At 73.5% G+C, this 25,767-nt stretch carries 21 protein-coding genes; 17 read left to right on the top strand and 4 right to left on the bottom strand.

Features of this window, described 5'->3' with window-relative positions:
• Positions 1-2 precede the first annotated feature (2 nt).
• The 3 genes from FB455_RS11490 to FB455_RS11480 all read left to right on the top strand — a co-directional run bounded on the left by FB455_RS11490 (position 3) and on the right by FB455_RS11480 (position 2,335).
• Positions 3-407, top strand: a complete 405-nt coding sequence (locus tag FB455_RS11490) for a hypothetical protein (protein ID WP_013284453.1) — start codon at positions 3-5, stop codon at positions 405-407.
• A 176-nt stretch (positions 408-583) separates the two neighbouring features.
• Complete coding sequence (locus tag FB455_RS11485) at positions 584-1,363, top strand: electron transfer flavoprotein subunit beta/FixA family protein (RefSeq protein WP_013284454.1); 780 nt, start codon at positions 584-586, stop codon at positions 1,361-1,363.
• A 12-nt stretch (positions 1,364-1,375) separates the two neighbouring features.
• Positions 1,376-2,335 carry an electron transfer flavoprotein subunit alpha/FixB family protein gene (locus tag FB455_RS11480; RefSeq protein WP_013474293.1) on the top strand — a complete coding sequence of 320 codons (960 nt, stop codon included), beginning with the start codon at positions 1,376-1,378 and terminating at the stop codon, positions 2,333-2,335.
• 97 nt (positions 2,336-2,432) lie between these two features.
• Here the strand turns inward: FB455_RS11480 and FB455_RS11475 are convergent, their stop codons facing one another.
• Both FB455_RS11475 and FB455_RS11470 read right to left on the bottom strand, forming a co-directional pair.
• Positions 2,433-3,200, bottom strand: a complete 768-nt coding sequence (locus tag FB455_RS11475; protein ID WP_030270154.1) for an anti-sigma factor — start codon at positions 3,198-3,200, stop codon at positions 2,433-2,435.
• Positions 3,154-3,759, bottom strand: coding sequence for an RNA polymerase sigma factor (locus FB455_RS11470; protein WP_030270152.1), 606 nt, complete (start codon positions 3,757-3,759; stop codon positions 3,154-3,156). Before FB455_RS11470 ends, FB455_RS11475 begins: the two co-directional genes overlap by 47 nt.
• 240 nt (positions 3,760-3,999) lie before the next feature.
• Here FB455_RS11470 and FB455_RS11465 point away from each other — a divergent pair, with 240 nt between their 5' ends.
• The 7 genes from FB455_RS11465 (at position 4,000) to FB455_RS11435 (ending at position 10,434) form a co-directional block, all read left to right on the top strand.
• The gene (locus FB455_RS11465; protein WP_013474295.1) at positions 4,000-4,833 is read left to right on the top strand and encodes a DUF4397 domain-containing protein; all 834 of its coding nucleotides are present in this window, start codon (positions 4,000-4,002) and stop codon (positions 4,831-4,833) included.
• Positions 4,830-5,501 carry a class F sortase gene (locus FB455_RS11460; RefSeq protein WP_145753286.1) on the top strand — a complete coding sequence of 224 codons (672 nt, stop codon included), beginning with the start codon at positions 4,830-4,832 and terminating at the stop codon, positions 5,499-5,501. The genes FB455_RS11465 and FB455_RS11460 overlap by 4 nt, the downstream gene beginning before the upstream one ends.
• A 108-nt stretch (positions 5,502-5,609) precedes the next feature.
• A complete protein-coding gene (locus FB455_RS11455; RefSeq protein WP_030270148.1) occupies positions 5,610-6,785 on the top strand; it encodes a cysteine desulfurase family protein in 1,176 nt (391 codons plus the stop codon).
• A gap of 37 nt (positions 6,786-6,822) precedes the next feature.
• Entirely contained in the window at positions 6,823-7,899 is a 1,077-nt protein-coding gene (mnmA, locus tag FB455_RS11450; protein WP_013284461.1) for a tRNA 2-thiouridine(34) synthase MnmA, read from the top strand.
• A gap of 30 nt (positions 7,900-7,929) precedes the next feature.
• On the top strand, positions 7,930-8,934 hold the full coding sequence (locus FB455_RS11445) for a methionine synthase (RefSeq protein WP_145753284.1): 1,005 nt from the start codon (positions 7,930-7,932) through the stop codon (positions 8,932-8,934).
• 37 nt (positions 8,935-8,971) lie between these two features.
• Entirely contained in the window at positions 8,972-9,340 is a 369-nt protein-coding gene (locus FB455_RS11440) for a VOC family protein (RefSeq protein ID WP_030270144.1), read from the top strand.
• A gap of 26 nt (positions 9,341-9,366) precedes the next feature.
• The gene (locus tag FB455_RS11435; protein ID WP_145753282.1) at positions 9,367-10,434 is read left to right on the top strand and encodes an ADP-ribosylglycohydrolase family protein; all 1,068 of its coding nucleotides are present in this window, start codon (positions 9,367-9,369) and stop codon (positions 10,432-10,434) included.
• A 38-nt stretch (positions 10,435-10,472) separates the two neighbouring features.
• On the opposite strand, the gene FB455_RS11430 is transcribed toward FB455_RS11435, so the two are convergent.
• On the bottom strand, positions 10,473-11,087 hold the full coding sequence (locus FB455_RS11430; RefSeq protein ID WP_145753279.1) for a type II toxin-antitoxin system PemK/MazF family toxin: 615 nt from the start codon (positions 11,085-11,087) through the stop codon (positions 10,473-10,475).
• A 182-nt stretch (positions 11,088-11,269) separates the two neighbouring features.
• On the opposite strand from FB455_RS11430, the gene ligA reads away from it, so the two are divergent.
• The 7 genes from ligA (at position 11,270) to FB455_RS11395 (ending at position 23,500) form a co-directional block, all read left to right on the top strand.
• A complete protein-coding gene (ligA, locus tag FB455_RS11425) occupies positions 11,270-13,423 on the top strand; it encodes an NAD-dependent DNA ligase LigA (protein ID WP_145753276.1) in 2,154 nt (717 codons plus the stop codon).
• Between the two features lie 151 nt (positions 13,424-13,574).
• Positions 13,575-16,118 (top strand): GGDEF domain-containing phosphodiesterase, encoded by a 2,544-nt coding sequence (locus FB455_RS11420; protein ID WP_145753274.1) that lies wholly within the window; start codon positions 13,575-13,577, stop codon positions 16,116-16,118.
• Between the two features lie 105 nt (positions 16,119-16,223).
• A complete protein-coding gene (gene gatC, locus FB455_RS11415; protein WP_013284468.1) occupies positions 16,224-16,529 on the top strand; it encodes an Asp-tRNA(Asn)/Glu-tRNA(Gln) amidotransferase subunit GatC in 306 nt (101 codons plus the stop codon).
• Positions 16,526-18,001, top strand: a complete 1,476-nt coding sequence (gene gatA / locus FB455_RS11410; protein WP_145753271.1) for an Asp-tRNA(Asn)/Glu-tRNA(Gln) amidotransferase subunit GatA — start codon at positions 16,526-16,528, stop codon at positions 17,999-18,001. The genes gatC and gatA overlap by 4 nt, the downstream gene beginning before the upstream one ends.
• Before the next feature lie 233 nt (positions 18,002-18,234).
• The gene (locus FB455_RS11405; protein WP_145753269.1) at positions 18,235-19,407 is read left to right on the top strand and encodes a putative Ig domain-containing protein; all 1,173 of its coding nucleotides are present in this window, start codon (positions 18,235-18,237) and stop codon (positions 19,405-19,407) included.
• A gap of 124 nt (positions 19,408-19,531) precedes the next feature.
• Positions 19,532-21,025, top strand: coding sequence for an Asp-tRNA(Asn)/Glu-tRNA(Gln) amidotransferase subunit GatB (gatB, locus tag FB455_RS11400; RefSeq protein ID WP_091329759.1), 1,494 nt, complete (start codon positions 19,532-19,534; stop codon positions 21,023-21,025).
• Positions 21,026-21,142: 117 nt separating this feature from the next.
• A complete protein-coding gene (locus FB455_RS11395) occupies positions 21,143-23,500 on the top strand; it encodes a transketolase-like TK C-terminal-containing protein (RefSeq protein ID WP_145753267.1) in 2,358 nt (785 codons plus the stop codon).
• A gap of 618 nt (positions 23,501-24,118) precedes the next feature.
• On the opposite strand, the gene FB455_RS11390 is transcribed toward FB455_RS11395, so the two are convergent.
• Positions 24,119-25,732, bottom strand: coding sequence for a metallophosphoesterase family protein (locus FB455_RS11390; protein ID WP_013474306.1), 1,614 nt, complete (start codon positions 25,730-25,732; stop codon positions 24,119-24,121).
• Positions 25,733-25,767 lie beyond the last annotated feature (35 nt).

The raw sequence follows: 25,767 nt of genomic DNA, 5'->3' as shown, positions 1-25,767 counted from the left end.
TCATGGAACGGTTGACGGCGGACGAGCGGCTCACCCTGAAGACCGGTGCGTTCGGTGCCGTCTTCCTGGTCTCCAACGCCGTACCCGGGGTGCTGGCCATGGTGCGGGAGAGCTTCGCCGCCTCCGGCGCGCTCGCCGAGGTGGGGGGCGTGGTCAAGGAGGCGCTGACCACCGGGCCGCTGCCGCAGCTCCCCCGGGACTCGGTCCTGGAGGTCGAGTCGGTGGTGCTGCCCGCGCTGGGCCGGTCGGTGGAGATCCTGCGCGCCAAGTCGCCGGGCGACGTCGAGACGTACCGGTCGGTGGTGCTGGCCGCGGCGGAGCGGGTGGCCCAGGCGCACCGGGGGATCGAGCCGGCCGAGGCGGCGGCGATCGAGAAGATCCGGCAGGCGCTGGCCGAGCCGGCGTGACGGTGGTGAGTTGCGTCACTCCGGGCCGCCGGGGTGGCCATGCTACTTGCGGGTAACATTGCTCCGTGGGGAAGTGCACAGCAGCCCGCGGTTGACCCACGTTGCGTCACGCGGGAGGCTGCGCCCGTGACCGGGCGAGTGATCGCTACACCAAACAGGAGGGTCGTCGAAGCGCGATGAACATCGTCGTACTCGTCAAGCAGGTGCCCGATTCGGGCGCGGACCGCAACCTGCGTTCTGACGACAACACCGTCGACCGCGGTTCGGCGAACAACGTCATCAACGAGATGGACGAGTACGCCATCGAAGAGGCGTTGAAGATCAAGGAGGCGCACGGCGGCGAGGTCACCATCCTGACCATGGGTCCGGACCGGGCGACCGAGTCGATCCGCAAGGCGCTCTCCATGGGCCCGGACAAGGCCGTCCACGTGGTGGACGACGCCCTGCACGGCTCCTGCGCGGTGGCCACCTCGAAGGTGCTGGCCGCCGCCCTCGGGCAGCTCAACGCCGACCTGGTCATCTGCGGCGCCGAGTCGACCGACGGCCGGGTCCAGGTCATGCCGCACATGATCGCCGAGCGGCTGGGCGTGGCCGCCCTGACCGGCGCGCGCAAGCTCACCGTCGACGGGTCGAACCTGACCGTCGAGCGGCAGACCGAGGAGGGCTACGAGGTGGTCACCGCCTCGACCCCGGCCGTGGTCTCCGTCTGGGACACCATCAACGAGCCGCGCTACCCGTCCTTCAAGGGCATCATGGCGGCCAAGAAGAAGCCGGTGCAGACGCTCTCCCTGGGCGACCTGGGCGTGGCCCCGGCCGAGGTGGGCTTCGACGGCGCCACCAGCGCCGTGGTGGAGCACTCCAAGCGCCCGCCGCGCTCCGGCGGCGAGAAGATCACCGACGAGGGCGAGGGCGGCGTGAAGCTGGTCGAGTTCCTCGCCACCGAGAAGTTCGTGTGAGAGGTCACTGACATGTCTGAGGTTCTCGTCGTCGTCGAAGCCACGAAGGAATTCGGCGTCAAGAAGGTCACCCTGGAGATGCTCACCCTCGCCCGCGAGCTGGGCACCCCGAGCGCCGTCGTCCTCGGTGGCGCCGGCGCCGCCGAGGCGCTGAGCGCCAAGCTCGGCGAGTACGGCGCGGAGAAGATCTACGCCGCCGAGGGCGAGGAGATCGACGGCTACCTGGTGGCCCCCAAGGCCACGGTGGTCGCCGAGCTGGTCAAGCGCGTCCAGCCGGCCGCCGTGCTGCTCGCCTCGTCGCAGGAGGGCAAGGAGATCGCCGCCCGCCTCGCGGTCAAGCTGGACAACGGCATCCTGACCGACGTGGTCGGCCTGGCCGCCGACGGCACCGCCACCCAGGTCGCGTTCGCCGGCTCCACCATCGTCAAGTCCAAGGTCACCAAGGGCCTGCCGCTGGTCACCGTCCGGCCGAACTCGCTCAACCCGGCCCCGGCCGCTGCCACCCCGGCGGTCGAGCAGCTCACCGTGTCGGTCACCGACGCGGACAAGCTCGCCAAGGTCGTCGAGCGGGTCGCCGAGCAGAAGGGCTCCCGCCCCGAGCTGACCGAGGCGTCGGTGGTCGTCTCCGGCGGTCGCGGTGTCGGCAACGCCGACAACTTCAAGCTGGTCGAGGAGATGGCCGACCTGCTCGGCGGCGCGGTCGGCGCGTCCCGCGCGGCAGTCGACTCCGGCTACTACCCGCACCAGTTCCAGGTGGGCCAGACCGGCAAGACCGTCTCCCCGCAGCTCTACGTCGCGCTGGGCATCTCCGGTGCGATCCAGCACCGGGCCGGCATGCAGACCTCGAAGACCATCGTCGCGGTGAACAAGGACGCCGAGGCGCCGATCTTCGAGCTGGCCGACTACGGCGTGGTCGGCGACCTGTTCAAGGTCGTCCCGCAGGCCGCCGAGGAGATCCGCAAGCGCAAGTGAGCGTCGCGTGAAAGAAGGCCGCCGCCCGGTGCACCGGGCGGCGGCCTTTCTCGTAGGGAGCTGATCGGCGGGCCGGGGAGCTGAGCCGGCCCGCCGATCAGCCCGTCAGGGTGCCCCTCAGCAGGCTGTCGCCGGAGTGGCCGGGCTTGTTGTCGTACTGCTCCGCGCTGACGTCGACCACGGTGTAGGTACGCAGGTCGACGTTCGGGGGGATCGGCAGGAGCGCGTCCCCTGATCCGTTGCTCAGCGTACCCACGGAGAACATATCCATCGTGTTCGGATCGATCAGCCAGACCTCGTAGTACCCCGGAACGGTCGGGAGATTCGCCACGTGCAGATGCAATCGGTGGTCGCCGAGCACCCGGGCGTCGCCGGAGGCGTCCTTCGGCGTCGAACCGAACGCGGCGAGCGGCGCGCTGGCCAGCACCGGCGGCCGGGGATCGGTCTCCTCGCCGCCGCCGAGCACCGCGGCGGTTCCGGCCACGCCGATCACCGCGGCGGCTGTGGCGGTGACCGCTGTGGTCGCCCAACCCGGCCAGCGCCGGCTCCGCCGCGGACGACGTGCCACGACGGGTACGGCGGCCGGCTCCACCGGGTCGGCCGAACGCGGCAGGCGCCTGTCGGTCAGCGCCGGCAGCTGCTCGGCGGCCCGGACCTCGGCCATGATGCCCTGCCAGATGTGCTCCGGCGGGTCGGGCAGCTCGGCCAGGCCCTGGGTGCCCGCGCCGAGCCCGGCGACGTGCTGGAGCGTCTCCACCTCGCCCCGGCAGTGGTCGCAGGTGTCCAGATGGGTGGCCTCGCCGTCAGCCGCCTCGCTCTCACCGAGCGCCAGAAAGACCAGCCGGTCGTGGTCCAGGTGCTGCACCGTCCACCTCCCATCTGCGTTTCAGGCTCTGCATGCCGCGTCTGATGTGACTCTTGACGGTGCCGAGCGGCACTCCGGTCACCGCCGCGATCTGCTGGTGTGTCAGGTCGTCGTAGAACGCCAGCTCCAGCATCCGGCGCTGCTCGTCCGGGAGCCGGGCCAGCTCGTCGGCGACCACCAGGCGGTCGACCACGGTGTCCGGGTCGGGGCCGGTGGAGACCGGCTCCGGCAGTTGCTTCACCGTCTCGACCACCCGGGTCTCCCGGGCCGAGGCCCGGATCCGGTCGACCACCTTGCGCCGCCCGATTCCGAGCAGCCAGCCGACCAGTGAGCCTTTCGCCGGGTCGAACGTCTCCCGGCCGAGCCAGGCGGCGACGAACGTCGCCTGGGTCACGTCCTCGGCATCGCTGCGGTTCACGAGCGTCGTGGCGGCCAGGTGCAGCACCGCTCGCCCGTACCTGTCGTACGCCTCTCGCAGGGCCGCCTCGTCGCCGTCGCGGAACCGGGTGGCGAGGTCGTCCTCGCCCGGCGGTTCGGGGCCCTGCCTCGCCGCCGTCACCGGGCGGCTCGCCTTCCGTGGGGCATGCCCGACTGTAACTCCCACAGCCTTCGCCCCACTCTCCCGGTGTGTCGGTCACGACCCTCGTCACCTCTCCTTCGTCGCCGGAGGGTCCGGCGGATGCGCCCGGAGACGGGAAAAAGAAATCGGATCCGGGCGCATCCGGGGGCGACGGAGCCGGCGTAACCCGTTCTGCAAGCCAGGCCTGACGAATCAGCACCAACCACCAGGAGGCAGACAATGCAGTACGCGATGTTCCGTCGGGTCGCCGCGGGCGGCGCAGTGGCCGCCCTCACCTTCGCCGGCGTCGGCGCCGCCACCATGAGCCCGGCCTACGCCGCCTCGTCGAAGGTCTCCGTGGTCCACGGCATCCCGGACACCCCGGTCGACGTGTACGTCAACGGCGAGAAGACGCTGAACAACTTCAAGCCCGGCGACGTCGCCGGCCCGCTCACCCTGCCCGAGGGGGAGTACGACATCGCCCTGACCAAGCCGGGTGAGGCCATCGACAAGGCGATCCTGAAGGTGGACGACGCCGCGGTGCCGGGCGGGGCGAACATCAGCCTCGCCGCCCACCTGAGCGCCGCCGGCGAGCCGCAGATCACCCCGTTCGTCAACGACGTGTCCAAGGTGGGCGCCGGCAAGGCCCGGCTGATCGTCCGGCACACCGCCGCCGCCCCGGCCGTCGACGTGCGGGCCGGCGGCAAGCCGGTCTTCGAGGGCCTGACCAACCCGAAGGAGGCGAAGGCGGACGTGGCCGCCGGCTCGGTCGAGGCGGACGTGGTGCTCGCCGGCACCGACACCGTCGCCATCGGCCCGGCCGACCTGAACCTGAAGGAGGGCACCGCCACCATCGTCTACGCGATCGGCTCGGCCGAGGCGAAGAACCTGAGCGTGGTCGCCCAGACCATCAACGGCCTGCACTCGGCGCCGGGCGGCGTGCCCAGCGGCACCGGCGGCCAGGCCGGCACCGGCGTGGACACCTGGTGGTACGTGCTGGCCGGGGCCGGCGTGCTGCTCCTGGTCGGCGGCGGGGCGCGGGTGGCGGCAACCGCCCGGGCCGGTCGCCGGTGACGGTGCGCAACCGCGGGGCGCTGGCGGCGATGGCCGCCGGCGCCGCCGCGCTCACCCTGGCGGGTGTGGTGGCGTGCGGGTCCGAGCCCGCCGAGGACGTCGGCGGCGACGAGGTGACCGCCCTGGCCGGCGCCACACCCACGCCCACACCGGCGGCGACGGCGACCGGCGGCGGTTCGGTACCGGTGAACCCGGGGACGCTGCCGGCCGACAGCGAGATCGTGCCGCCGGTGAAGCTGAGCATCCCGCCGATCCGGGTCACCGCTACCGTCAACCCGGTGGGCGTCAACGAGCGCACCGACGAGTTCGAGGTGCCGCCCAGCGTGGACCAGGTCGGCTGGTACCGCTACGGCCCGGGCCTGGAGGCCGGCGCCGGCTCGGTGGTGATCGCCGGGCACGTGGACAGCGCCGAGCAGGGCAAGGGTGCGTTCTTCCGGCTGCGTGAGCTGGGCCAGGGGGACGAGCTCACCGCCACCGGCTCGGACGGCCGCGAGCGCTCCTACCGGGTGGTTGCCCGGGAGGAGTACCGGAAGTCGAAGATCCCGCTGGAGCGGTACTTCGCGCGCGACGGTAAACCCCGCCTCACGCTGATCACCTGCGGCGGGCCGTTCGACGCGAAGACCCGCAGCTACCGGGACAACATCGTGGTCACTGCCGTTCCCGCGTGATCACGGCCGTTCCCGCGTGAGCGCGCGAGAGCGGGCCGGACCGCCCCGGGTGGGACGGGGCGGTCCGGCCCCCGGTGCCTGGTACGCAGGCCGTTAGGCTGAACCGTGATGGCATACCTTGATCACGCGGCGACGACCCCGATGCTGGACGAGGCACTCGAGGCGTACGTCGCTGCCGCCCGCGAGGTCGGCAACGCCTCGTCGCTGCACGCGGCGGGCCGCCGGGCCCGGCGGCGGGTGGAGGAGTCCCGCGAGCGGGTGGCCGCCGCGCTCGGCGCTCGCCCCTCCGAGGTGATCTTCACCGGCGGCGGCACGGAGAGCGACAACCTCGCCGTGAAGGGCGTCTTCTGGGCTCGTCGCGCCGCCCGGGCCGACCGGGTCCGGGTGGTCTCCAGCGCGGTCGAGCACCACGCCGTCCTCGACGCGGTGGACTGGCTGGTCGAGCACGAGGACGCGCAGGCCGGCTGGCTGCCGGTCGACGCGGCCGGACGGCTCGATCCGGAGCGACTGCGCGCCGAGCTGGCCGAGCACGGCGAGCGTGTCGCGGTGGTCACCGCCATGTGGGCCAACAACGAGGTGGGCACCGTCCAGCCGGTGGCCGAGCTGGCCGCCGTCGCCGCCGAACACGGGGTGCCGTTCCACACCGACGCCATCCAGGCGGTCGGGCAGGTCCCCGTCGACTTCGCCGCCAGCGGCGTGTCGGCGCTCACCGTGACCGGGCACAAGCTCGGCGGCCCGGCCGGTGTGGGCGCGCTGCTGCTGGCCCGCGACGTGGCGGCCACCCCGCTGCTGCACGGCGGCGGCCAGGAGCGCGACGTACGCTCCGGGACGCTGGACACCGCCGGCATCGTCGCGTTCGCCGTCGCCGTCGAGGCCGCGGTCAAGGGCCAGCAGGAGTACGCCGCCCGCGTCGCCGCGCTCCGCGACGAGCTGGTCGAGCGGGTCCGGCAGGCCGTCCCCGAGGTGATCTTCAACGGCGACCCGGCCGACCGGCTCCCGGGCAACGCGCACTTCTCCTTCCCCGGCTGCGAGGGAGACGCGCTGCTGCTGCTCCTGGACGCCCAGGGCATCGCCTGCTCGACCGGGTCGGCCTGCTCCGCCGGGGTGGCCCAGCCCTCGCACGTGCTGCTGGCGATGGGCGCCGACGACGACCGGGCCCGGTCCTCGCTGCGCTTCACGCTCGGCCACACGAGCACCGGCGCGGACGTGGACGCGCTGATCGCCGCGCTGCCCGCAGCGGTGGAGCGGGCCCGCCGCGCGGCCGCCCTCCGTACTCCCCGCTGACCCGGATACGCTCGGTGAGGACGAGGGGAGTGGGCCGGTGAGGGTTCTGGCGGCGATGTCGGGCGGGGTGGACTCCGCCGTCGCGGCGGCACGGGCGGTGGAGGCCGGGCACGACGTGACGGGCGTGCACCTGGCCCTGGCCCGTAACCCGCAGACGTACCGCACCGGCGCCCGGGGCTGCTGCACGCTGGAGGACTCCCGGGACGCCCGGCGCGCCGCCGACGTGCTCGGCATCCCGTTCTACGTGTGGGACATGGCCGACCGGTTCCACGACGACGTGGTGGACGACTTCGTGGCCGAGTACGCCGCGGGGCGTACCCCGAATCCCTGCCTGCGCTGCAACGAGAAGATCAAGTTCGCGGCGGTGCTGGACCGGGCCGTGGCCCTGGGCTTCGACGCGGTGGTGACCGGCCACCACGCCCGGCTCGGCGCGGACGGCCTGCTGCGGCGCAGCGTGGACGCGGCCAAGGACCAGTCGTACGTGCTGGCGGTGCTGACCCGCGCGCAGCTCGACCGGTCGATCTTCCCGCTCGGTGACTCGACGAAGGCCGAGGTGCGCGCGGAGGCCGCCCGGCGCGGCCTCGCCGTGGCCGACAAGCCGGACTCGCACGACATCTGCTTCATCGCCGACGGCGACACCCGCGGCTTCCTCGCCGAGCGGCTCGGCGAGGCGCCGGGCCAGGTGGTGGACGCGCTCACCGGCGCGGTGGTGGGCAGCCACAGCGGCGCCTACCAGTACACCGTCGGACAGCGGCGCGGCCTGCACCTGGACCGCCCGGCGCCGGACGGCCGGCCCCGCTACGTGCTGTCCATCACCCCGACCACGAACACGGTGACAGTAGGCCCGGCCGAGGCGCTGGAGGTCTCCGACGTACGCGCCACCCGCCCGGTGTGGACCGGCGGGCCGCGCCCGGACGGGCCGGTCGAGTGCGAGGTGCAGCTCCGGGCGCACGGCGACGTGGTGCCGGCCGCCGTCGAGGTCGACGCCGACGGCCTGCGCGCGTCGCTGCGCCGCCCGGTCCGGGGTGTGGCAGCCGGCCAGGCGATAGTGGCCTACCGGCCGGACCCGGCCGGTGACGTGGTCCTCGGCTCCGCCACCATCACCGCCGCCTGACCGGCGACGGGCAGCGGATAGGCTGCGGCCGTGACTGAGCAGGCGTGGCCCTGGCCCACCGGCGCGGCGACCGGCATCGGGTCGCTGCCCGGCACCGACATCGCCGAGGCGCAGCGGATCGTGCTCGGCGAGCTGCCCGCACTGCCGCACCTGCCCGAGCTGCCAGCCCGGGGGCCGGGCGCGGACATCGTCGGCCGCACCGCCGGCCTGCTCGTCGAACTGCCGGTCGAGCTGTACGCGGCCCGCTGGCGGATCGCCCCGCGCCCCGGCCGGGACGTGCGTCGTGCCCGCGACCTGATGGAACGCGACCTCGACCAGCTCGCCGAGCAGGCCGAGGAGTACGCCGGACCGGTCAAGGTCCAGGCCGCCGGCCCGTTCACCCTCGCCGCCGTGCTGGAGCTGCCGATCGGCGGCCGGATGCTGCGCGACCCGGGCGCGGTACGCGACCTCGCCGGCTCGCTCGGCGAAGGGCTGCGCGGGCACGTCGAGGCGGTGACCCGGCGGCTGCCCCGTGCCTCGGTGCTGCTCCAGCTCGACGAGCCGTCCCTGCCGGCGGTGCTGGCCGGCCGGGTGCCCACCGAGAGCGGATTCGGCACCCACCGTCCGGTGGAGACCGAGGTGGCGCGGGCGCTGCTGCACGACGTGATCGAGGCGGCCGGTGTTCCGGCGCTCGTGCACTGCTGCGCGCCGGACGCGCCGCTGGAGCTGATCCGGTCCGCCGGCGCGGTGGGCGTCGCGCTCGACCTGTCGCTGGTCACCGACCTCGACCCGCTCGGCGAGGCGATCGACGCCGGGCTCGGGCTGCTGGCCGGCGCCGCGCCGACGCTGCCGCCGCCGTCCGGTCGGGCGCCGACGTCGGCCGAGGTCGCCGACCGGGTCCGGCGGGTCTGGGACCAGCTCGGCTTCCCCCGCCGCCGGCTGGCCGAGCAGGTGGTGGTCACCCCCGCGTGCGGCCTGGCCGGCGCCACCCCGGGGTACGCCCGCGCGGTGCTCACCGCCTGCCGCGACGCGGGCCGGCGGCTCGCCGAGGACTGACGTTTTTCCGTCGTACCCGCCGGGCACGATGACCGGCATGATTGGACGACTGCGTTCCACAGTGATCGACTGCCCCGATCCGCGCGCGCTCGCTGCCTTCTACTCCGAGCTGCTCGGCCTGCCCGTGGTGGAGGAGAACTCCGACGGCGACGAGTGGGTGGTGCTCGGCGGCCCACCCGGGCACCAGCCGCGGGTGGCCTTGCAGCGGGCACCGGGCCTGCGCACCCCCGACTGGCCCGATCCGGCCCGGCCGCAGCAGTTCCACCTCGACGTGAGCGTCGACGACATCGAGGCGGCCGAGAAGGCGGTGCTGGCGCTCGGCGCACGGCGGCTCCCCGGTGAGGGGGAGGGCTTCCGGGTCTACGCCGACCCGGTCGGCCACCCGTTCTGCCTCTGCTGGGACTGATCTTCCGCCACTTGCGCGGCGGGGGCATGATCGCCACCGTGACCGCCTCCACCGCCACCGGCCGGGCCGCCGGTTCGCTGTTCGGCCTGGCCTACGGCGACGCCCTGGGCAAGCCGACCGAGTTCCTCACCGTCACCGAGATCGTCCGGCGCTACGGTCCGGGCGGTCCGCGCGAGCTGACCGGCGACCCGGCCCTGGTCACCGACGACACGCAGATGGCGCTGGCCGTGGCGTGGGCGCTGCACGACGCGCCCGCGTACACGGCCGAGGTGGTGGAGCCGCTGCTGCGGCAGCGCTTCGTCGACTGGTCGGTGAGCCCGGAGAACAACCGCGCCCCGGGCATGACCTGCCTGCGGGCCTGCGCCGAGCTGGCCCGGGGCTCCCGCTGGCAGGAGGCCACAGTCGCCGGCTCCAAGGGCTGCGGCGCGAACATGCGCGTCACCCCGGTCGGGCTGCTCGACGTCGACCTGGACACGATGGCCGGGCTGGCCCAGCTCCAGGCCGGCCTGACCCACGGCCACCCGACCGGGCTGGCGGCGAGCGAGCTGACCGCGTACGCGGTCCGGCTGCTGCGCGACGGCGCGGCGCTGCCGGAACTGCCCGGCCTGCTCACCGAGCGGGCCCGGGCGCAGCGCACCGTCTACCGGGAAGACTGGCTCGGTGACCTGTGGCAGCGGCCCGGCGAGAGCAACGCGGCCGAGTTCGTCGCCCGGGGCTGGGACGACTGCCTGCGCGTGCTCGGCCGGCTGGAGGCGGCGCTGGCCCGCCCGGACGACGGCGGCGACCCGTGCCGGTTCACCGGTGAGGGGTGGATCGCCGAGGAGGCGCTGGCCACCGCGCTGCTCTGCGCGCTGCGCCACACCGACGACCCGGTCGGCGCGCTGGCCCGGGGCGCCACCACGGCCGGTGACTCGGACTCCATCGCCGCGCTGGCCGGCGCGTTCGTCGGGGCCGCGTACGGCACGGCCGCCTGGCCCGCCGGGTGGGCGGGGCGGATCGAGTACGCCGGCCAGCTCACCGCGCTCGCCGACGCGTTCGACGGGGAGGCGTCCGGCGCCGGCTCACCCCGTGACGGCCGGGGACCGGCGGCGTGACCCCGCCTTCCGGGTGAGGCCGGGGCGAGGCGGCTCGCTCAGCCGGTGAGGTGGCTCAGCCGGCGGACGCCCCGCCACAGGTCCGGGTCGCAGGTGCCGGCCCGGTCGGCGAACGCGTCCAGCGGCACCGGGATCGGCTCGCTGACGTCGAGGTAGCTGTCGTGGTCGGCGTCCGGATCCCAGTCCCGGGTCGGGATCGGCAGGTGGTCGTCCCGGTCCGACTTGTCCTGGCTAGTGATCTTCAGGACCTCGGCGTCCCGGCCGTCGACGCGCAGCACCAGACAGGGACGCACCTTCGAACCGGTCCCGTCGGCGTAGGGCACGTCGGCCCACCAGATCTCCCCGGGCCGGGGCTCGTCCCGGCTCGTCCATCCGGCGCCCCGCGGCCTCGGCGGCGTCGCGGTGCGGCCGCCCCGTGGCCCGGTGCCGGCCCGGTCACCGCGGCGTCCACCGCCGGTCCGCTCGCCGTCCGGTCCGCCGGTGCGGCTGCCACGCCCGGTGCCCGGCCGCCGTCCGTCGGCCCGGTCGCGCTTCCCGTCGGCCCGGTCGCGCGTCCCGGCGCGTTCGGCCGCCCGGCGGCGCCAGTCGTTCCACAGCCAGCCGGCTGCGACGCAGGCCGCGATCACCAGCGCCCAGATCACCCCGTCGCGCATCCGTCGTCCGCCTTCCGACCGTTGTGGCCCACTACCGCCGACCGATCGTCGCACGGCCCGGCCCCACCCGCCCGGGTGGCGCGGTGGGCGTCCGTTCGCCCTGCTCGGCGCGGGTGGCCGGACGACTGTCACAGCCGACCGCTACGGTTCTCGGGTAGCACGAACACGGGAGGTCGACAGCGGTGTCCGAAGGCGGCGGCGTGTCCGAAGAAGCGGTTCCCTCAGCGGTCGACGCGGCCCAGGACGCGGCGGCGGGTGCCGAGCCGACCCCGGCGGCCCGGGAGCGGCACGCCACGCTCAGCCAGGAGCTGACCGAGCACCAGTACCGCTACTACGTGCTCGACGCGCCGACGGTCACCGACGCGGAGTTCGACAAGCAGCTGCGGGAACTGGAGGCGCTGGAGGCCGAATACCCGGCGTTGCGCACCCCCGACTCGCCCACCCAGCGGGTCGGCGGCACCTTCTCCACCGACTTCACGCCGGTCACGCACGCCGAGCGGATGCTCTCGCTCGACAACGCCTTCGCCGACGAGGAACTGGCCGCCTGGTCGGAGCGGGTCGAGCGCGACGCCGGCGGCCCGGTGCCCTACCTGTGCGAGCTGAAGGTCGACGGGCTCGCCATCAACCTCACCTACGAGAAGGGCCGGCTGGTGCGCGCGGCCACCCGGGGCGACGGCCGCACCGGCGAGGACGTCACCGCCAACGTGCGCAGCATCAAGGGCGTACCGGCCCGGCTGACCCCGGCCGGCGACTTCCCCGACGTGCCCGACCTGATCGAGGTGCGCGGCGAGATCTACTTCCCGGTGGCCGCGTTCGCCGACCTGAACGCGAGCCTGGTCGAGCAGGGCAAGGCGCCGTTCGCCAACCCGCGCAACGCCGCCGCCGGCAGCCTGCGGCAGAAGGACCCCCGGGTGACCGCCTCCCGCCCGCTGCGCCTGGTGGTGCACGGCGTCGGCGCGCGCACCGGGTTCCGGCCGGCCGCGCAGTCCGAGTCGTACGCCGCACTCAAGGCGTGGGGGCTGCCCACCAGCGACCGGTGGCGGGTGGTGGACGACCTGGCCGGCGTCGCGGAATACATCGCCTACTACGGCAGGCACCGGCACGACGTCGAGCACGAGATCGACGGCGTGGTGGTCAAGGTCGACCCGGTCTCCATCCAGGGCCGCCTCGGCTCGACCAGCCGCGCGCCCCGCTGGGCGATCGCCTTCAAATACCCGCCGGAGGAGGTCAACACCAAGCTGCTCGACATCGAGGTGGAGGTCGGGCGCACCGGCCGGGTCACCCCGCGCGCCGTGCTCCAGCCGGTGCGGGTGGCCGGCTCCACCGTCGCCTACGCCACCCTGCACAACGCCCGAGAGGTCGAGCGCAAGGGTGTGCTCATCGGCGACACGGTGGTGCTGCGAAAGGCCGGCGACGTGATCCCCGAGGTGCTCGGCCCGGTGGTCGAGCTGCGCCCGGCCGACGCCCGCCCGTTCGTCATGCCTACCACCTGCCCGGCCTGCGGCACGCCGCTCGCGCCGGCCAAGGAGAGCGACGTCGACATCCGCTGCCCCAACGGGCGGGCCTGCCCCGGTCAGATCCGCGAGCGGGTCTTCTACCTGGCCAGCCGCAAGGTGCTCGACATCGAGGTGCTCGGCGAGAAGGGCGCGGCGGCGCTGCTGGACGCCCAGATCATCACCAACGAGGGCGACCTGTTCCAGCTCGACGCCGAGCAGTTGAGCCGGTCGCCGTTCTTCGTCAACAAGGACGGCAGCCTGGGCAGCAACGCCACCAAGCTGCTCGACAACCTCGCCGAGGCCAAGGAACGCGACCTGTGGCGGGTGCTGGTGGCGCTGTCCATCCGGCACGTCGGCCCGACCGCCGCCCAGGCGCTCGCCCGGCACTTCCGCTCGGTCGCCGCGATCGAAGCCGCCGGTGAGGAGGAGCTGTCCTCGGTGGACGGCGTCGGCCCGACCATCGCGGCGAGCGTCAAGGAGTGGTTCGCCGTCGACTGGCACCGCGACGTGGTGCGCAAGTGGGCCGCGGCGGGCGTACGGATGGCCGAGGAGGCCGCCGACGAGGGGCCGCGACCGCTCGACGGGATCACGGTAGTGGTCACCGGCACGCTCGGCGGGTTCAGCCGCGACCAGGCGGCCGAGGCGATCCAGGTCCGGGGCGGAAAGGTGACCGGCTCGGTCTCCAAGAAGACGGGCTTCGTGGTGGTCGGCGACAATCCCGGCTCCAAGGCCGACAAGGCCGCCACCCTGAAACTGCCGATCCTCGACGAGGACGGATTCCGGGTGCTGCTGGACTCCGGCCCGGAGGCGGCCCGCGAGGTGGCCCGGGTGCAGGACTGACAGGCTGGTCACAGCGATCGTCCGGCGGATACCAAGTTAATTACGACTACGACCGATTCGTGACTGTCGTGTCGGGGAAATCGCCTCGGAGGGCGTTTCATTGGCGTACGACGCGTGACGGCGCGCGCCAGGACGTTCCCCGGGAGGTGCGATGGAGACCGGCGACCCGCGTAACTCCGTCCCGCCCGGGCGGAGCGGGCCGTTCTTCGGCTTCGTCGGCGCGATCGGCGTGGTCGCCCTGGCGGTCTCGGCCGGGCCGCTCGTCGCGCTCGCCGACAGATGGAGTGAACTGCCGGCCGCGTTCTGGACGATGGCGGCGCTCGCCGTCGCCTGCGACGCCCGCCCGTTCGTCCCGCCCGGCCGGCGGCAGACCTCGGCGGTGTTCCCGTCGACCTGCTTCACCTTCGCCATCCTGCTCGGCTGGGGCTTCGGTCCGGCCGTCGCGGTGCAGGCCGTGGCGGTCGCGGTCAGCGGCTGGCGGCTCGGGTACGCCCCCTGGCGTACCGGCTTCAACGCCGCGCAGTACGCGTGCGCGCTCGCCGCCGCGTACGCGGTCACCCGGCTGGGCCCGGGTGAGCTGTTCGACGGCGGCCGTCTGCACTGGACCGACGTGGCGGCGGTGGGCGGCGCGACGGTCGCCTGGTTCGTGGTCAACTACGGGCTGGTCAGCTCCGCGGTCCGGTTGCGCTTCGGCGACAGGTGGTGGCCGAGCGTCCGCAGCGGCCTGGCCTACGAACTGCTCGCCACCGGTTCGCTGCTGCTGCTCGCGCCGGTGCTGGTGGCCGCCGCCCGGGCCAGCGCGGCGCTGATCCCGCTGGTGCTGGTGCCGCTGTTCGCCGTCTACCGGATGGCCCGGCTCTCCGCCGAACGGGAACAGCTCGCCGACGTGGACCCGCTCACCGGGCTGCCCAACCGCAAGGCGCTGCTCACCGAGGTGGCCGAGCAGGTGCACCTGCACGGCGACCGGGCCGCCCGGGGCGCGCCGGACGCGCACCTGGCGCTGCTGCTGCTCGACCTCGACCGGTTCAAGCACGTCAACGACGCGCTCGGGCACGCGGTGGGGGACCGCCTGCTGGTCGAGGTGAGCGCCCGTCTGACGGGCGCTGTGGACGCCGGTGACATGGTGGCGCGGCTCGGCGGCGACGAGTTCGCCATCGTCGTACCCCGGCTCACCGACATCGACCAGGCTCGCGAGCGGGCCGACCGGGTGGTCGCCGCGCTCGCCGAACCGGTGCCGCTGGACGGGCTGCCGCTGGACGTGGGCGGCGCCATCGGCATCGCGCTCTACCCCGACCACGGCGAGGACTTCGCCACCCTGATGCGCCACGCCGACGTGGCCATGTACGACGCGAAGCACCGCAACGACACGGTGGCGGTCTACGCGCCGGAGTCCGACCACAACTCGGCCGAGCGCCTGAGCCTGCTGGCCGACCTGCGCCGGGTGCTGGAGTCCGGCCCGTCCGCGCAGGGCGGGGAGACTGTGGGCGTACGCGGGGGTGACGGCGCCGCCCTGACCCCGGCGCTGCCGGTGCGGGCCGACCGCCCGGCCCGCAACCAGCGGCCGGCGCGCGACGGCGGCCGGCGGTCCGGCGACGGGGCGAACCGCTGGCTGCGACGGCGCCGCGAGCGCGTCGAGGAGCGGCACGACGACGACCTGATCGAGCGGATCCTCACCGGCGCCGACCCGATCCGCCGCCGGGCCGCCCGGGCCGGCGCCGGACCGGTCGCGGGTCCGCTCGTGGTGGGTGACGCGGAGCTCGCGCCGGAGACGGAGACGGAGACCGCCGACGCCGACGTCACCCGGGACGCGGAGGCCGCCGTGAGCACCGGTGCGCCGGGCGTCATCGGGCCGACCGCCGACGGAAGCACGGTGGCCGGGCCGGACGAGCAGGCCGGGCACCCGGGCGAGATCACCATGTACTACCAGCCGCAGATCGCCATCGCGACAGGCGAGGTGGTGGGCGTCGAGGCGCTGCTGCGCTGGCGGCACCCGCGCCGGGGCATGGTCGACCCGGGCGAGCTGATCCAGGTCGCCGAGCAGAGCGCGGTGATGCGGCTGCTCACCCGCCGCGTGGTGGACGACGTGGTGGAGCAGCTCGCGAAGTGGTCGGCGGCCGGGCTCACGCTGCGGGCCGCGCTCAACGTCAGCGTCCGTGACCTGCACACCGGCGAGATCGCCGACCAGATCGCCGACCGGCTGACCCGGTACGGCGTGCCGCCGGAGCGCCTCCAGGTGGAGATCACCGAGGGCGCGCTGATGGCCGACCCGCGGCGGGTGCTCGCCAGCATCACCCAGCTGCACCGCATCGGCGTCGGCATCGCGCTCGACGACTTCGGCACCGGTTACTCGTCGCTCCAGCACCTGCGGCGGCTCCCGCTGTCCGAGGTGAAGGTGGACCGGTCGTTCGTCCTCGGGATGGCCGAGGACCCGGACGATGCGGCGATCGTCCGCTCGATGATCGAACTGGCCGGGGCGCTCGGGCTGCGTGTGGTGGCCGAGGGCGTGGAGGACGAGCGCACCTGGCGGATGCTGCACGCCGCCGGGTGCGACGTGGCGCAGGGCTGGTTCCACGCCCGGCCGATGCCGGCCGAGGACCTGGTGGCCTGGCTGTCCCGCTACCGTCCGGTGCGCCCGGCGGAGGCGGGGAGCCGCAGCGGTCCGGCCCCGGAGGGGGAGTCGAAGGCGTCGTCGTGACGGCGGGACAATAGACTCGCTCCGGTCACCGCGCGTCATCGAGCACGCCCGCACGCGCGGCCGGCCCACCGCAGACGTCTCAGGACAGCCACGAAGGGGGCACTGATGGCCGCCATCTCCCGCGAGGAGGTCGCGCACCTCGCGCGACTGTCGCGGCTCGCCGTCACGGAGGAGGAACTGGACACCTTCGCCGGCCAGCTGGATGTGATCCTCCAGTCGGTCGCGCAGGTCGGCGAGGTCGCCGCGGCGGACATCCCGCCGACGTCCCACTCCGTGCCGCTGACGAACGTGCTCCGTGAGGACGTGGTGCGGCCGGGCCTGACCCCGCAGGAGGCGCTGTCGGGCGCCCCCGACGCCGAGGAGCAGCGGTTCCGCGTCCCGCGGATCCTGGACGAGGATGTGGCCTCATGACCGACCTGACCAAGCTCACCGCCGTTGAGATCGCCGGGCTGGTGGCGAGCGGCGAGACCTCCGCGGTCGAGGTCACCCAGGCCCACCTGGACCGGATCGGCGCCGTCGACGACCGGGTGCACGCGTTCCTGCACGTCGACACCGAGGGGGCGCTGGCGGCCGCGCGTGCCGTGGACGAGCGCCGCGCCGCCGGTGAGGAACTGGGCCCGCTCGCCGGTGTGCCGGTCGCGGTGAAGGACGTGCTCACCACCAAGGGCGTGCCGACCACGGTCGGGTCGAAGATCCTGGAGGGCTGGCGCCCGCCGTACGACTCGACGATCGTCGAGCGGCTGCGCGACGCCGGCACGGTGATGCTCGGCAAGACGAACATGGACGAGTTCGCGATGGGCTCCTCCACCGAGTACTCCGCGTACGGGCCGACCCGCAACCCGTGGGACCTGGAGCGGATCCCGGGCGGCTCCGGCGGTGGCAGCGCGGCGGCGCTGGCCGCGTACGAGGCGCCGCTGTCGATCGGCTCGGACACCGGCGGCTCGATCCGCCAGCCCGGCGCGGTCACCGGCACCGTCGGCGCGAAGCCCACCTACGGCGGCACGTCCCGCTACGGCCTGGTCGCGTTCTCATCGTCGCTGGACACGCCCGGCCCGTGCGCGCGTACCGTGCTCGACGCCGCGTTGCTGCACCAGGTGATCGGCGGTCACGACCCGCGCGACTCCACCTCGATCCCGGCCCCGGTGCCGGACGTGGTGGCCGCGGCGCGGCTCGGCGCCACCGGCGACCTGACCGGCGTGAAGCTCGGCGTGGTCACCGAGTTCACCGGTGAGGGCGCGGAGCCCGGCGTGATGGCCGCGTTCCGCGACGCCGCCGAGGCGCTGGCGAAGCTGGGCGCCGAGATCGTCGAGGTCTCGTGCCCGAACTTCAAGTACGCGCTGCCGGCGTACTACCTGATCGCGCCGAGCGAGTGCTCCTCCAACCTGGCCCGGTTCGACGGCGTCCGGTTCGGCCTGCGGGTCGGCGACGACGGCAACCGGTCGCTGGAGGAGGTCATGTCGCTGACCCGCGAGGCCGGCTTCGGCCCCGAGGTCAAGCGCCGCATCATGCTCGGCACGTACGCCCTCTCCTCGGGCTACTACGACGCCTACTACGGCCAGGCGCAGAAGGTCCGCACGCTCATCACGCGGGACTTCACCAGTGCGTTCGAGCAGGTCGACGCGCTGATCTCGCCGACCACGCCGTTCGTGGCGTTCCCGATCGGGTCGCGCACCGCCGACCCGTACCAGATGTACCTGGCCGACCTGTTCACCATCCCGACGAACCTGTACGGCGGCCCGGCCATCTCGGTGCCGTGCGGCCTGTCCGACGGGCTCCCGGTCGGCTTCCAGATCATGGCGCCGACCATGGCCGACGACCGGATGTACCGGGTCGCCGCCGCGCTGGAGAACGCCGTCGGCACGCTCACCCCGCCGGCGCTCTGAACCAAGGGGTACGGAGGCGGGCCGCCCGCCTCCGTACCGGACGACGTCCCGCGCCCGGTGCGGTCACCACGACCGCGCCGGGCGCGGCTGTCGTCGCGGCGACACGGTGATCACCGATCAGTGGATTGCCCGGGGTCACTGGCACTGGTCGAATAAACTCCGGGTCTGCTGGATCGACTGGACTGTGGCCCGCTGGCGGACGCGAGCGGTTCCGACCGAGAGCTGGATGTGCGATGGGGACACTTCGCCCGGCCATGGCCCTGACGATGGTCGCGGCGTTGCTGCTGGGCGCCGCGCAGCCCGCCACCGCGCAACCGGCCACCGCCGTCACGGAGACCGTCACCATCACCTCGGGCAAGCCCCGGCCGGTCATGGTCATCGGGCAGGTCTACGCGATCCACACCGTGGAGGCCACAGGTGGCACCGAGCCGTACCGGTTGTCGGTGACGTCGGGCGGTCTGCCGCCGGGGATGCTCGTGGTGGGGACGTCGCTCGGTGGTGCGCCGACGACGCCCGGCACGTACACGTTCACGTTGCGGATGACCGACCAGAACGACCTCTTCGACGAGCAGACGGCGACCATCGAGGTACGCGAGCCGACTGTCGTCATCACGTCCGGCACGCCGCGGTCGCCCATGTACCTCGGGCGGGTGTACGCGATCCACACCGTCGAGGCCACAGGCGGCACCGAGCCGTACCGGCTGTCGGTGACGTCGGGCGGTCTGCCGCCGGGGATGCTCGTGGTCGGGACGTCGCTCGGTGGCGCGCCGACCACCCCCGGCACGTACACGTTCACGTTGCGGATGACCGACAAGAACGACCGCTTCGACGAGCAGAAGGCCACAGTCGTCGTCGCCGAGGCGGCGACGGTGTTCACCTCCGGCGAACCGCCCGCCGCCACTGCCGGTAAGCCCTACTCCTTCCGGTTCACCGCCGACGGTGACTCGGACATCGCGTTCGCCCTGGCCGCCGGGGCACTGCCGGGCGGTCTCACCCTCGACGAGGAGGGCCGGCTCCGCGGCACCCCGGGCAGCGCCGGCACGTTCACCTTCACCGTCTCGGCGAAGGGATACAGCACCAGCGCCACGACTGAGGTGTCCCTGACCGTCGCCGCCCCGGCCCCGGCCACCCCCACGGCGACCCCGACCGGCTCGACGCCCACCCCGGCCGCCCCGACTGCGACGCCGACGCCGAGCGATCCGGCCGCCACGCCGTCGGCGAGCAGCAGCACCGTGGCGCCCCAGCCGACGCCCTCGCCGTCGAAGGTGAGTGGCGCGTGGCTGCCGATCACCGGGCCGGGTTCGCCGCTCGTACTGCTGCTGTTGAGCGTCGTGGCCTTCTCCGTCGGCGGCATCCTGCTCGTGCTGGCCTACAACCGCCGGCGGAGCTTCACCGCACCCGAGTGACGCCCGGCCCGGGCCAGGTCGTCGTGGCGGGCCGCCGTGCGGTGATCTCGAAGCCCGGCAGCGGGGTGGCCGGGCCAGCCGATTAGGCTGGAGCGGTTCTGTCCGGATCGCGCCTGGAGCTCAGATGACGACGACACTGCCCGCGTACGACGAGGTCGTCGCGCGCTTCGAACCGGTGATCGGCCTGGAGACCCACGTCGAGCTGGGCACGAACACCAAGATGTGGTGCGGCTGCCCGACCGACTTCGGCGGCGAGCCGAACACCCGGGTCTGCCCGGTCTGCCTCGGCCTGCCCGGCTCGCTGCCGGTGGCGAACAAGGCCGCCATCGAGGCGACCATCCGGATCGGGCTGGCGTTGAACTGCTCGATCGCCGAGTGGTGCCGGTTCGCCCGGAAGAACTACTTCTACCCGGACATGCCGAAGAACTTCCAGATCAGCCAGTACGACGAGCCGCTGTGCTTCGACGGCTACCTGGACGTCGAGGTGAACGGCGAACTGGTGCGCATCGGCATCGAGCGGGTGCACCTGGAGGAGGACACCGGCAAGACGCTGCACGTCGGCGGCGCCACCGGTCGCATCCACGGCGCCACCGAATCGCTCGTCGACTACAACCGGGCCGGCATCCCGCTCGTCGAGATCGTCACCAAGCCCATCCCGGGCACCGGCGCGCTCGCGCCCGAGGTCGCCCGCGCGTACGTCACCGAGCTGCGTGACGTGATCCGCTCGCTCGGCGTCTCCGACGTGCGGATGGAGGAGGGCTCGCTGCGCTGCGACGTCAACACGTCGCTGAACCGGCCGGGCGAGGAGTGGGGCACCCGCACCGAGACCAAGAACGTCAACTCGCTGCGCTCGGTCGAGCGGGCGGTGCGCTCGGAGATGCTGCGCCAGGCGTCGGTGCTGGAGGCCGGAGGCCGGATCACGCAGGAGACCCGGCACTTCCACGAGGACACCGGCGACACCACGTCGGGCCGGTCCAAGGAGACCGCCACCGACTACCGGTACTTCCCGGAGCCGGACCTGGTGCCGCTCGCCCCGGACACCGCGTGGGTGGCCGAGCTGAAGGCCGCCCTGCCGGAGCTGCCGCGGCTGCGCCGCAAGCGGATCCAACAGGACTGGGGCCTGTCCGACCTCGACATGCAGTCGGTGGTAAACGCCGGCGCGGTCGAGCTGATCGAGGCGACGGTGGCCGCCGGCGCCACCCCGGCCGCGGCCCGCAAGTGGTGGCTGGGCGAGCTGTCCCGCCGCGCCAACGAGACCGGCGTGGAGCTGGCCGACGTCGGTGCCACCCCGGCCCAGGTCGCCGAGCTGCAGGGCCTCGTCGACGCCGGCAAGCTCAACGACAAGCTGGCCCGTACCGTGCTGGAGGGCGTGGTGGCCGGCGAGGGCTCGCCGACCGAGATCATGACCAACCGCAACCTGGAGGTCGTCTCGGACACCGGCGCGCTCACCGCCGCCGTGGACGAGGCGATCGCCGCCAACCCGGACGTCGCCGACAAGATCCGCAGCGGCAAGGTCGCGGCGGCCGGCGCGCTGGTCGGCGCGGTCATGAAGACCACCCGCGGCCAGGCGGACGCGAAGACCGTCCGCGAGCTGATCCTGGCGCGCCTCGGCGCCTGACGTGTTGTAAGGAAGGGCCCCTTCTTAACGCCTGGTGCATGGGAAGGGGCCCTTCCTAACGCCTCGCCACCCCCTCCCCGGACAGGGCGTCAACGGCGACGCCCGGATGGAGTCACCGTGAACCAGCACGACCTCGACGTCCTCGATGAGATCCAGCGCCGGGTGCTCTGGCTCGCCACCCGCATCGTCGACGCGGCCAACCACGACCGCGACACCGGTGACGGGGTGAAGGTCGGCGGCCACCAGGCGTCAAGCGCCTCCCTGGTCACCGCGATGACAGCGCTCTGGTTCCACCACCTGGACGCCGAGGACCGGGTGGCGGTGAAGCCGCACGCCTCGCCGGTGTTCCACGCGATCCAGTACCTGCTCGGCAACCTCGACAGGTCGTACCTGCCGAAGCTGCGGGCGCGCGGTGGGCTCCAGTCGTACCCGTCGCGCACCAAGGACCCGGACGAGGTGGACTTCTCCACCGGCTCGGTCGGCCTGGGCGCCGCCGCGCCGCTGTTCGCCGCCGTCACCCGCCGCTACGTCGACGCGCACTTCGGCGCGCGCCCGCACTCCCGGTTCGTCGCCATCATCGGTGACGCCGAGCTGGACGAGGGCAACATCTGGGAGGCCGTCGCCGACCCGGCAACCACCGGGCTCGGCAACGTGATGTGGCTCGTCGACTTCAACCGCCAGTCGCTGGACCGGGTCGTACCCGGCATCCGGATCAACCAGTGGCGCGGCCAGTTCGAGGCCGCCGGCTGGCACGTCGTGGAGGTCAAGTACGGCCGCAAGCTGGCCGAGGCGTACGCCCGGCCCGGCGGCGCGGCGCTGCGCGACTGGATCGACCGGATGCCCAACGAGCAGTACCAGTCGCTGTTCGGGCTGGCCGGGCCGGCGCTGCGCAAGCAGTTCCTGGACGGCGCGCCGGCCGAGGTGGCCGCGTTCGTCGCCGACATCGGCGACGACGAGCTGGGCCCGCTCGTCACCGACCTGGGCGGGCACGACGCGCAGGCCATGCTCGACGCCTACGCCCAGTGCGACGCCGTCACCGATCGGCCCAGCGTCGTCTTCGCGTACACGGTCAAGGGCTGGGGCCTGCCGATCGCCGGCAACCCGCGCAACCACTCGGCGCTGCTCACCACCGAGCAGGTCGACGCGCTGCGCGCCGCGCAGGGCCTGACCCCGGAGACCGAGTGGGACCGTCTCGACCCGGCGACACCGGCCGGCATCCGGGCCGGCGAGCGCCGGGAGGCGCTGTCCCGCCCGCCGCGCGAGCGCGCGCTGGGCGTCACCGTTCCGGAGACCACGAGGGTACGCGCGAACAAGCCCGTCTCCACCCAGGAGGTCTTCGGCCGGGTGCTGGTCGACCTGGCCCGTGATCCGCAGGTTGCGCCCTACCTGGTGACCACCGCGCCGGACGTGGCCACCTCGACCAACCTGGCCGGGTTCATCAACAAGACGGGCGTCTTCGCGCCGACCGAGCAGCGTTCCTGGACCGAGGACCGGATGCTGCGCTGGACCGAGAGCCCCGCCGGGCAGCACATCGAGCTGGGCATCTCGGAGATGAACCTGTTCCTGCTTCTCGGCCAGCTCGGCCTGTCGTGGGACCTGTCCGGCCAGCCGCTGCTGCCGGTGGGCACCGTCTACGACCCGTTCGTGCTGCGCGGTCTCGACGCGTTCCTGTACGGCACGTACTCCGGTTCCCGGTTCGTGGTGGCCGGCACCCCGTCCGGCATCACGCTGGCCCCGGAGGGCGGCGCGCACCAGTCCACCATCACCGCATCGGTCGGCCTGGAGCTGCCCGGGGTGACGTTCCTGGAGCCCGCGTACGCCGGCAGCCTCGACTGGCTGCTCTGCGACGCGCTCGGGCAGATCGCCGGCGGCTCCGCTCCGGCCGCGACAGCCGCGCCGGCCGAGGACGGGGCGTACTACTTCCGGCTCAGCACCCGGCCGATCGACCAGGCACCGTTCGAGGCGGCCCGGGCACGGCTCGGGGACGCCGTGCTGCGGCGGCAGGTGGTGGCCGGCGCGTACCGGCTCGTCGACGCGCACCAGGCGTACCCCGATCTGGCTGACGCCCCGGTCGTGCAGCTCGCCGCCTCCGGCGCGGTGCTGCCGGAGGCGCTCGCGGCCGCCGCGGAGCTGGCGGAGGAGGGCGTGGCCGCGCACGTGGTCGACGTGACCAGCCTGGACCGGCTCTACCGCGCGTGGCAGCGGACGCTGCGCCAGGGTGTGCGGACCGCGACCGTGCCGAGCGTGCCGGGCGCGCTGCGGTCGGCGTTCGCCGACCGGGTGCCGGTGGTCACCGTGCACGACGCGGCCTCGCACGCGATGGCCTGGCTCGGCTCGGCGGTCGTCGCTCCGGCGGTGCCGCTCGGGGTGGACGAGTTCGGCCAGTCCGGCAGTGTCCGGGAGCTGTACGAGCTGCACGACCTGCTGCCCGGCAGCATCGTCAACGCCGCGCTGGCCGCGATCGCGCTGCGCTGAGGCGCGCGTCCGTTGCGCTGACCGCACGCCGCCACGGGGCCGGCCGGACATCCGGGCGGCCCCGGGCCCTCGCGGTGGAGGTCCGGCCTCCGTGCGGCGGTCCCGGGTCCTCGCGGTGAGGTCCGGCCTCCGGGTGGGCCTCAGCCTCTCGGCTCGCCGGTCTTCCGGCTCTCTCGGGCGATCCGGCCCGCCCTTGGCACTCGGCCCGGTGCGTCCTGCGACCGGGTTCTGCCGGCTCTCCTGGCTCCCGGATCGACCCCGGCACGGCGGGCCGCGTCCTGGCCGATTCGGGTGGCGCGGTGGACGGCATTCCTCACGGAAAGTGACGGCGGGAATGGCTGCGGAGGGTAACCGCCTCTGGCGACCCGGGGGATCACCTCTCGGCCCCTTTGCTCTGCAGCCATATCCGCATCACCGCCCTGAGCTGGGGCGTAGTGGAACGCTCGCCGCTCTGCACCCACCCAGACGGTGACGCTCGGTTCCTGCTGCGCCGATGGGTGCAGAGCAAAGTCGGCGGCGGGGCATCCCCGTGCCCGACGGGCTTGGTGACGCCGAGTGACCGAGTGTCAGTGCGGCAGGGCGCCGGGCTGACCGCGAGAAAGGCGAGAAGCGGGGCGGTCAGCTCGTGGGGGTGGGGCTCAGCGTGGTCGTGCCCGGCGACGGCGACTCCGACGGGCCGCGGGTCGGGGTCGGGGTGACCGGCACCTGGTCGCCCTTCGCCGGGTCGCGGATGACGTGCCGCTCCAGGTTGACCTGCGACTGCCCGGTGCCGCCCACAGTGATCTCGTCGTACGCCTGGAGCAGCTTCTGCTGGTCGAAGTAGAGCACAGTCATGGTCAGCGGAGTCGGCTTCTCGCCCTCCAGGCCGCGAAGCCCGGCCCCACCGGTGGAGCCCTGCACCATCAGCGTGGTCGGCTGCTTGCCCTCCACCTGCGGCAGCTTCGACACCTGCCGGGAGTGGGTGTGCCCGGAGAGCACGAGCGGGCAGTCGCCGGAGAGCGGGCCGGCCGAGGCGGGGTCGTGGATGAGCGCGATGTCGACCTTGCGCGGCGACTTGTCGATCGTGGCGGCGAGCTGTTCGCCGGCGCCGATCACCTGGTCGGCGACGGCCGAGGTGAGGCCGCTGCCGGCCGGTGAGGTCTCCTTGTCGGGGGTGAAGCGGGGGTCGCCGATGCCCGCGATGGTCAGCCCACCCACTGTGGTGACCGAGTTGTTCAGCACGATCGCGTTCGGCTGCTGCGCCACCGCGGCGGCGGTGCGCGGCGAGTCGTGGTTGCCGCGGATGAACACGTACGGCTTCTTGAGCAGGCCGATCGACCCGACGAACGAGGCTTCCGGCTCGCTGCCCCAGTCGGTCATGTCGCCGGTGTCGACCACCACGTCGATGCCGAACTGCTCGACCACGGTACGGATCAGCTGCCAGCCGGTCGGGTTGAGGTGGATGTCCGACACGTGCAGCACCCGTGTGGTGCCGGGCGACGGCTGCACCACGGGCAGGGCGGAGACCGTGGTGTAGAGCTTGCTGACGTTGCCGACCAGCCGTTGGAGCTGCTCGGCGTACTTGGTGTAGTCGTTCGCGATCCGCCGCGCGTCACCGACGATCGCCGGCGCGTTGACCAGCAGGCCCTCGTACCGCGGCTCCTCGATCGCCTGCGGACGCAGCGTGCTCGCGGCCATCCCGAGGCTGCCGGCGGTCACGACCAGCGCCAGGCCGCCGGCCCAGGCGGTACGCCGGACGTCCCGGAAGACGAGCGCGGCCAGCAGCAGCGTTGCGAGCACGACCGAGGCGAGCGTACGCAGCCCGAGCCGCATCACGCCGTCGCGGACGTCCTGGACGGCGGACTGGCTGGCCCGGCTGATGCTGGCCGGGTCGTCGATGAGCGCCTCGGTGCGCCCCTGATCCAGCGAGCCCACCTCGACTGTGAGGTACGCCGGGCCGTCGTGGCTGTCCAGCAGCAGCGCGCCCAGCGGCGGGATGTCGACGGTGGTGCCGCCGGACAGCGACGGGCTGAGTTTCAGTTCGGCCCGGAACGGGCCGATGTCGGTGCCGACGTGGCCGCCCGCGTACGTGCCGATCACGATGCCGCCGAGCGTGACCGCGAGCAGAGCCAGCACGACACCCAGCCGGCGCAGCCGGTGACCGGGCCGCCACGCCGTCAGGCGGCGGGCGCGCCCGCGCTCCGGAGACGTCTCGTCCCCGGTGCGGTGCTGTTCGTTCTCGTGGCCGTCCATGCTGAGATTCTGACCTGCCCCTTGCGCGATCTTGA

The organism is Micromonospora sp. CNZ296 (assembly GCF_007827635.1).
This window is presented reverse-complemented; position numbering and strand designations above follow the sequence as displayed.

What these genes read in the sequence shown, in the direction of transcription:
- FB455_RS11480 (WP_013474293.1), top strand. Translation starts at nt 1,376, where the DNA reads ATGTCTGAGGTTCTCGTCGTCGTCGAAGCCACGAAGGAATTCGGCGTC.
- FB455_RS11455 (WP_030270148.1), top strand. Translation starts at nt 5,610, where the DNA reads ATGGCATACCTTGATCACGCGGCGACGACCCCGATGCTGGACGAGGCA.
- gatB (WP_091329759.1), top strand. Translation starts at nt 19,532, where the DNA reads ATGACGACGACACTGCCCGCGTACGACGAGGTCGTCGCGCGCTTCGAA.
- gatA (WP_145753271.1), top strand. Translation starts at nt 16,526, where the DNA reads ATGACCGACCTGACCAAGCTCACCGCCGTTGAGATCGCCGGGCTGGTG.
- FB455_RS11420 (WP_145753274.1), top strand. Translation starts at nt 13,575, where the DNA reads ATGGAGACCGGCGACCCGCGTAACTCCGTCCCGCCCGGGCGGAGCGGG.
- FB455_RS11490 (WP_013284453.1), top strand. Translation starts at nt 3, where the DNA reads ATGGAACGGTTGACGGCGGACGAGCGGCTCACCCTGAAGACCGGTGCG.
- FB455_RS11390 (WP_013474306.1), bottom strand. Translation starts at nt 25,732, where the DNA reads ATGGACGGCCACGAGAACGAACAGCACCGCACCGGGGACGAGACGTCT.
- FB455_RS11465 (WP_013474295.1), top strand. Translation starts at nt 4,000, where the DNA reads ATGCAGTACGCGATGTTCCGTCGGGTCGCCGCGGGCGGCGCAGTGGCC.
- gatC (WP_013284468.1), top strand. Translation starts at nt 16,224, where the DNA reads ATGGCCGCCATCTCCCGCGAGGAGGTCGCGCACCTCGCGCGACTGTCG.
- FB455_RS11435 (WP_145753282.1), top strand. Translation starts at nt 9,367, where the DNA reads ATGATCGCCACCGTGACCGCCTCCACCGCCACCGGCCGGGCCGCCGGT.
- FB455_RS11405 (WP_145753269.1), top strand. Translation starts at nt 18,235, where the DNA reads ATGGGGACACTTCGCCCGGCCATGGCCCTGACGATGGTCGCGGCGTTG.
- FB455_RS11440 (WP_030270144.1), top strand. Translation starts at nt 8,972, where the DNA reads ATGATTGGACGACTGCGTTCCACAGTGATCGACTGCCCCGATCCGCGC.
- FB455_RS11430 (WP_145753279.1), bottom strand. Translation starts at nt 11,087, where the DNA reads ATGCGCGACGGGGTGATCTGGGCGCTGGTGATCGCGGCCTGCGTCGCA.
- FB455_RS11485 (WP_013284454.1), top strand. Translation starts at nt 584, where the DNA reads ATGAACATCGTCGTACTCGTCAAGCAGGTGCCCGATTCGGGCGCGGAC.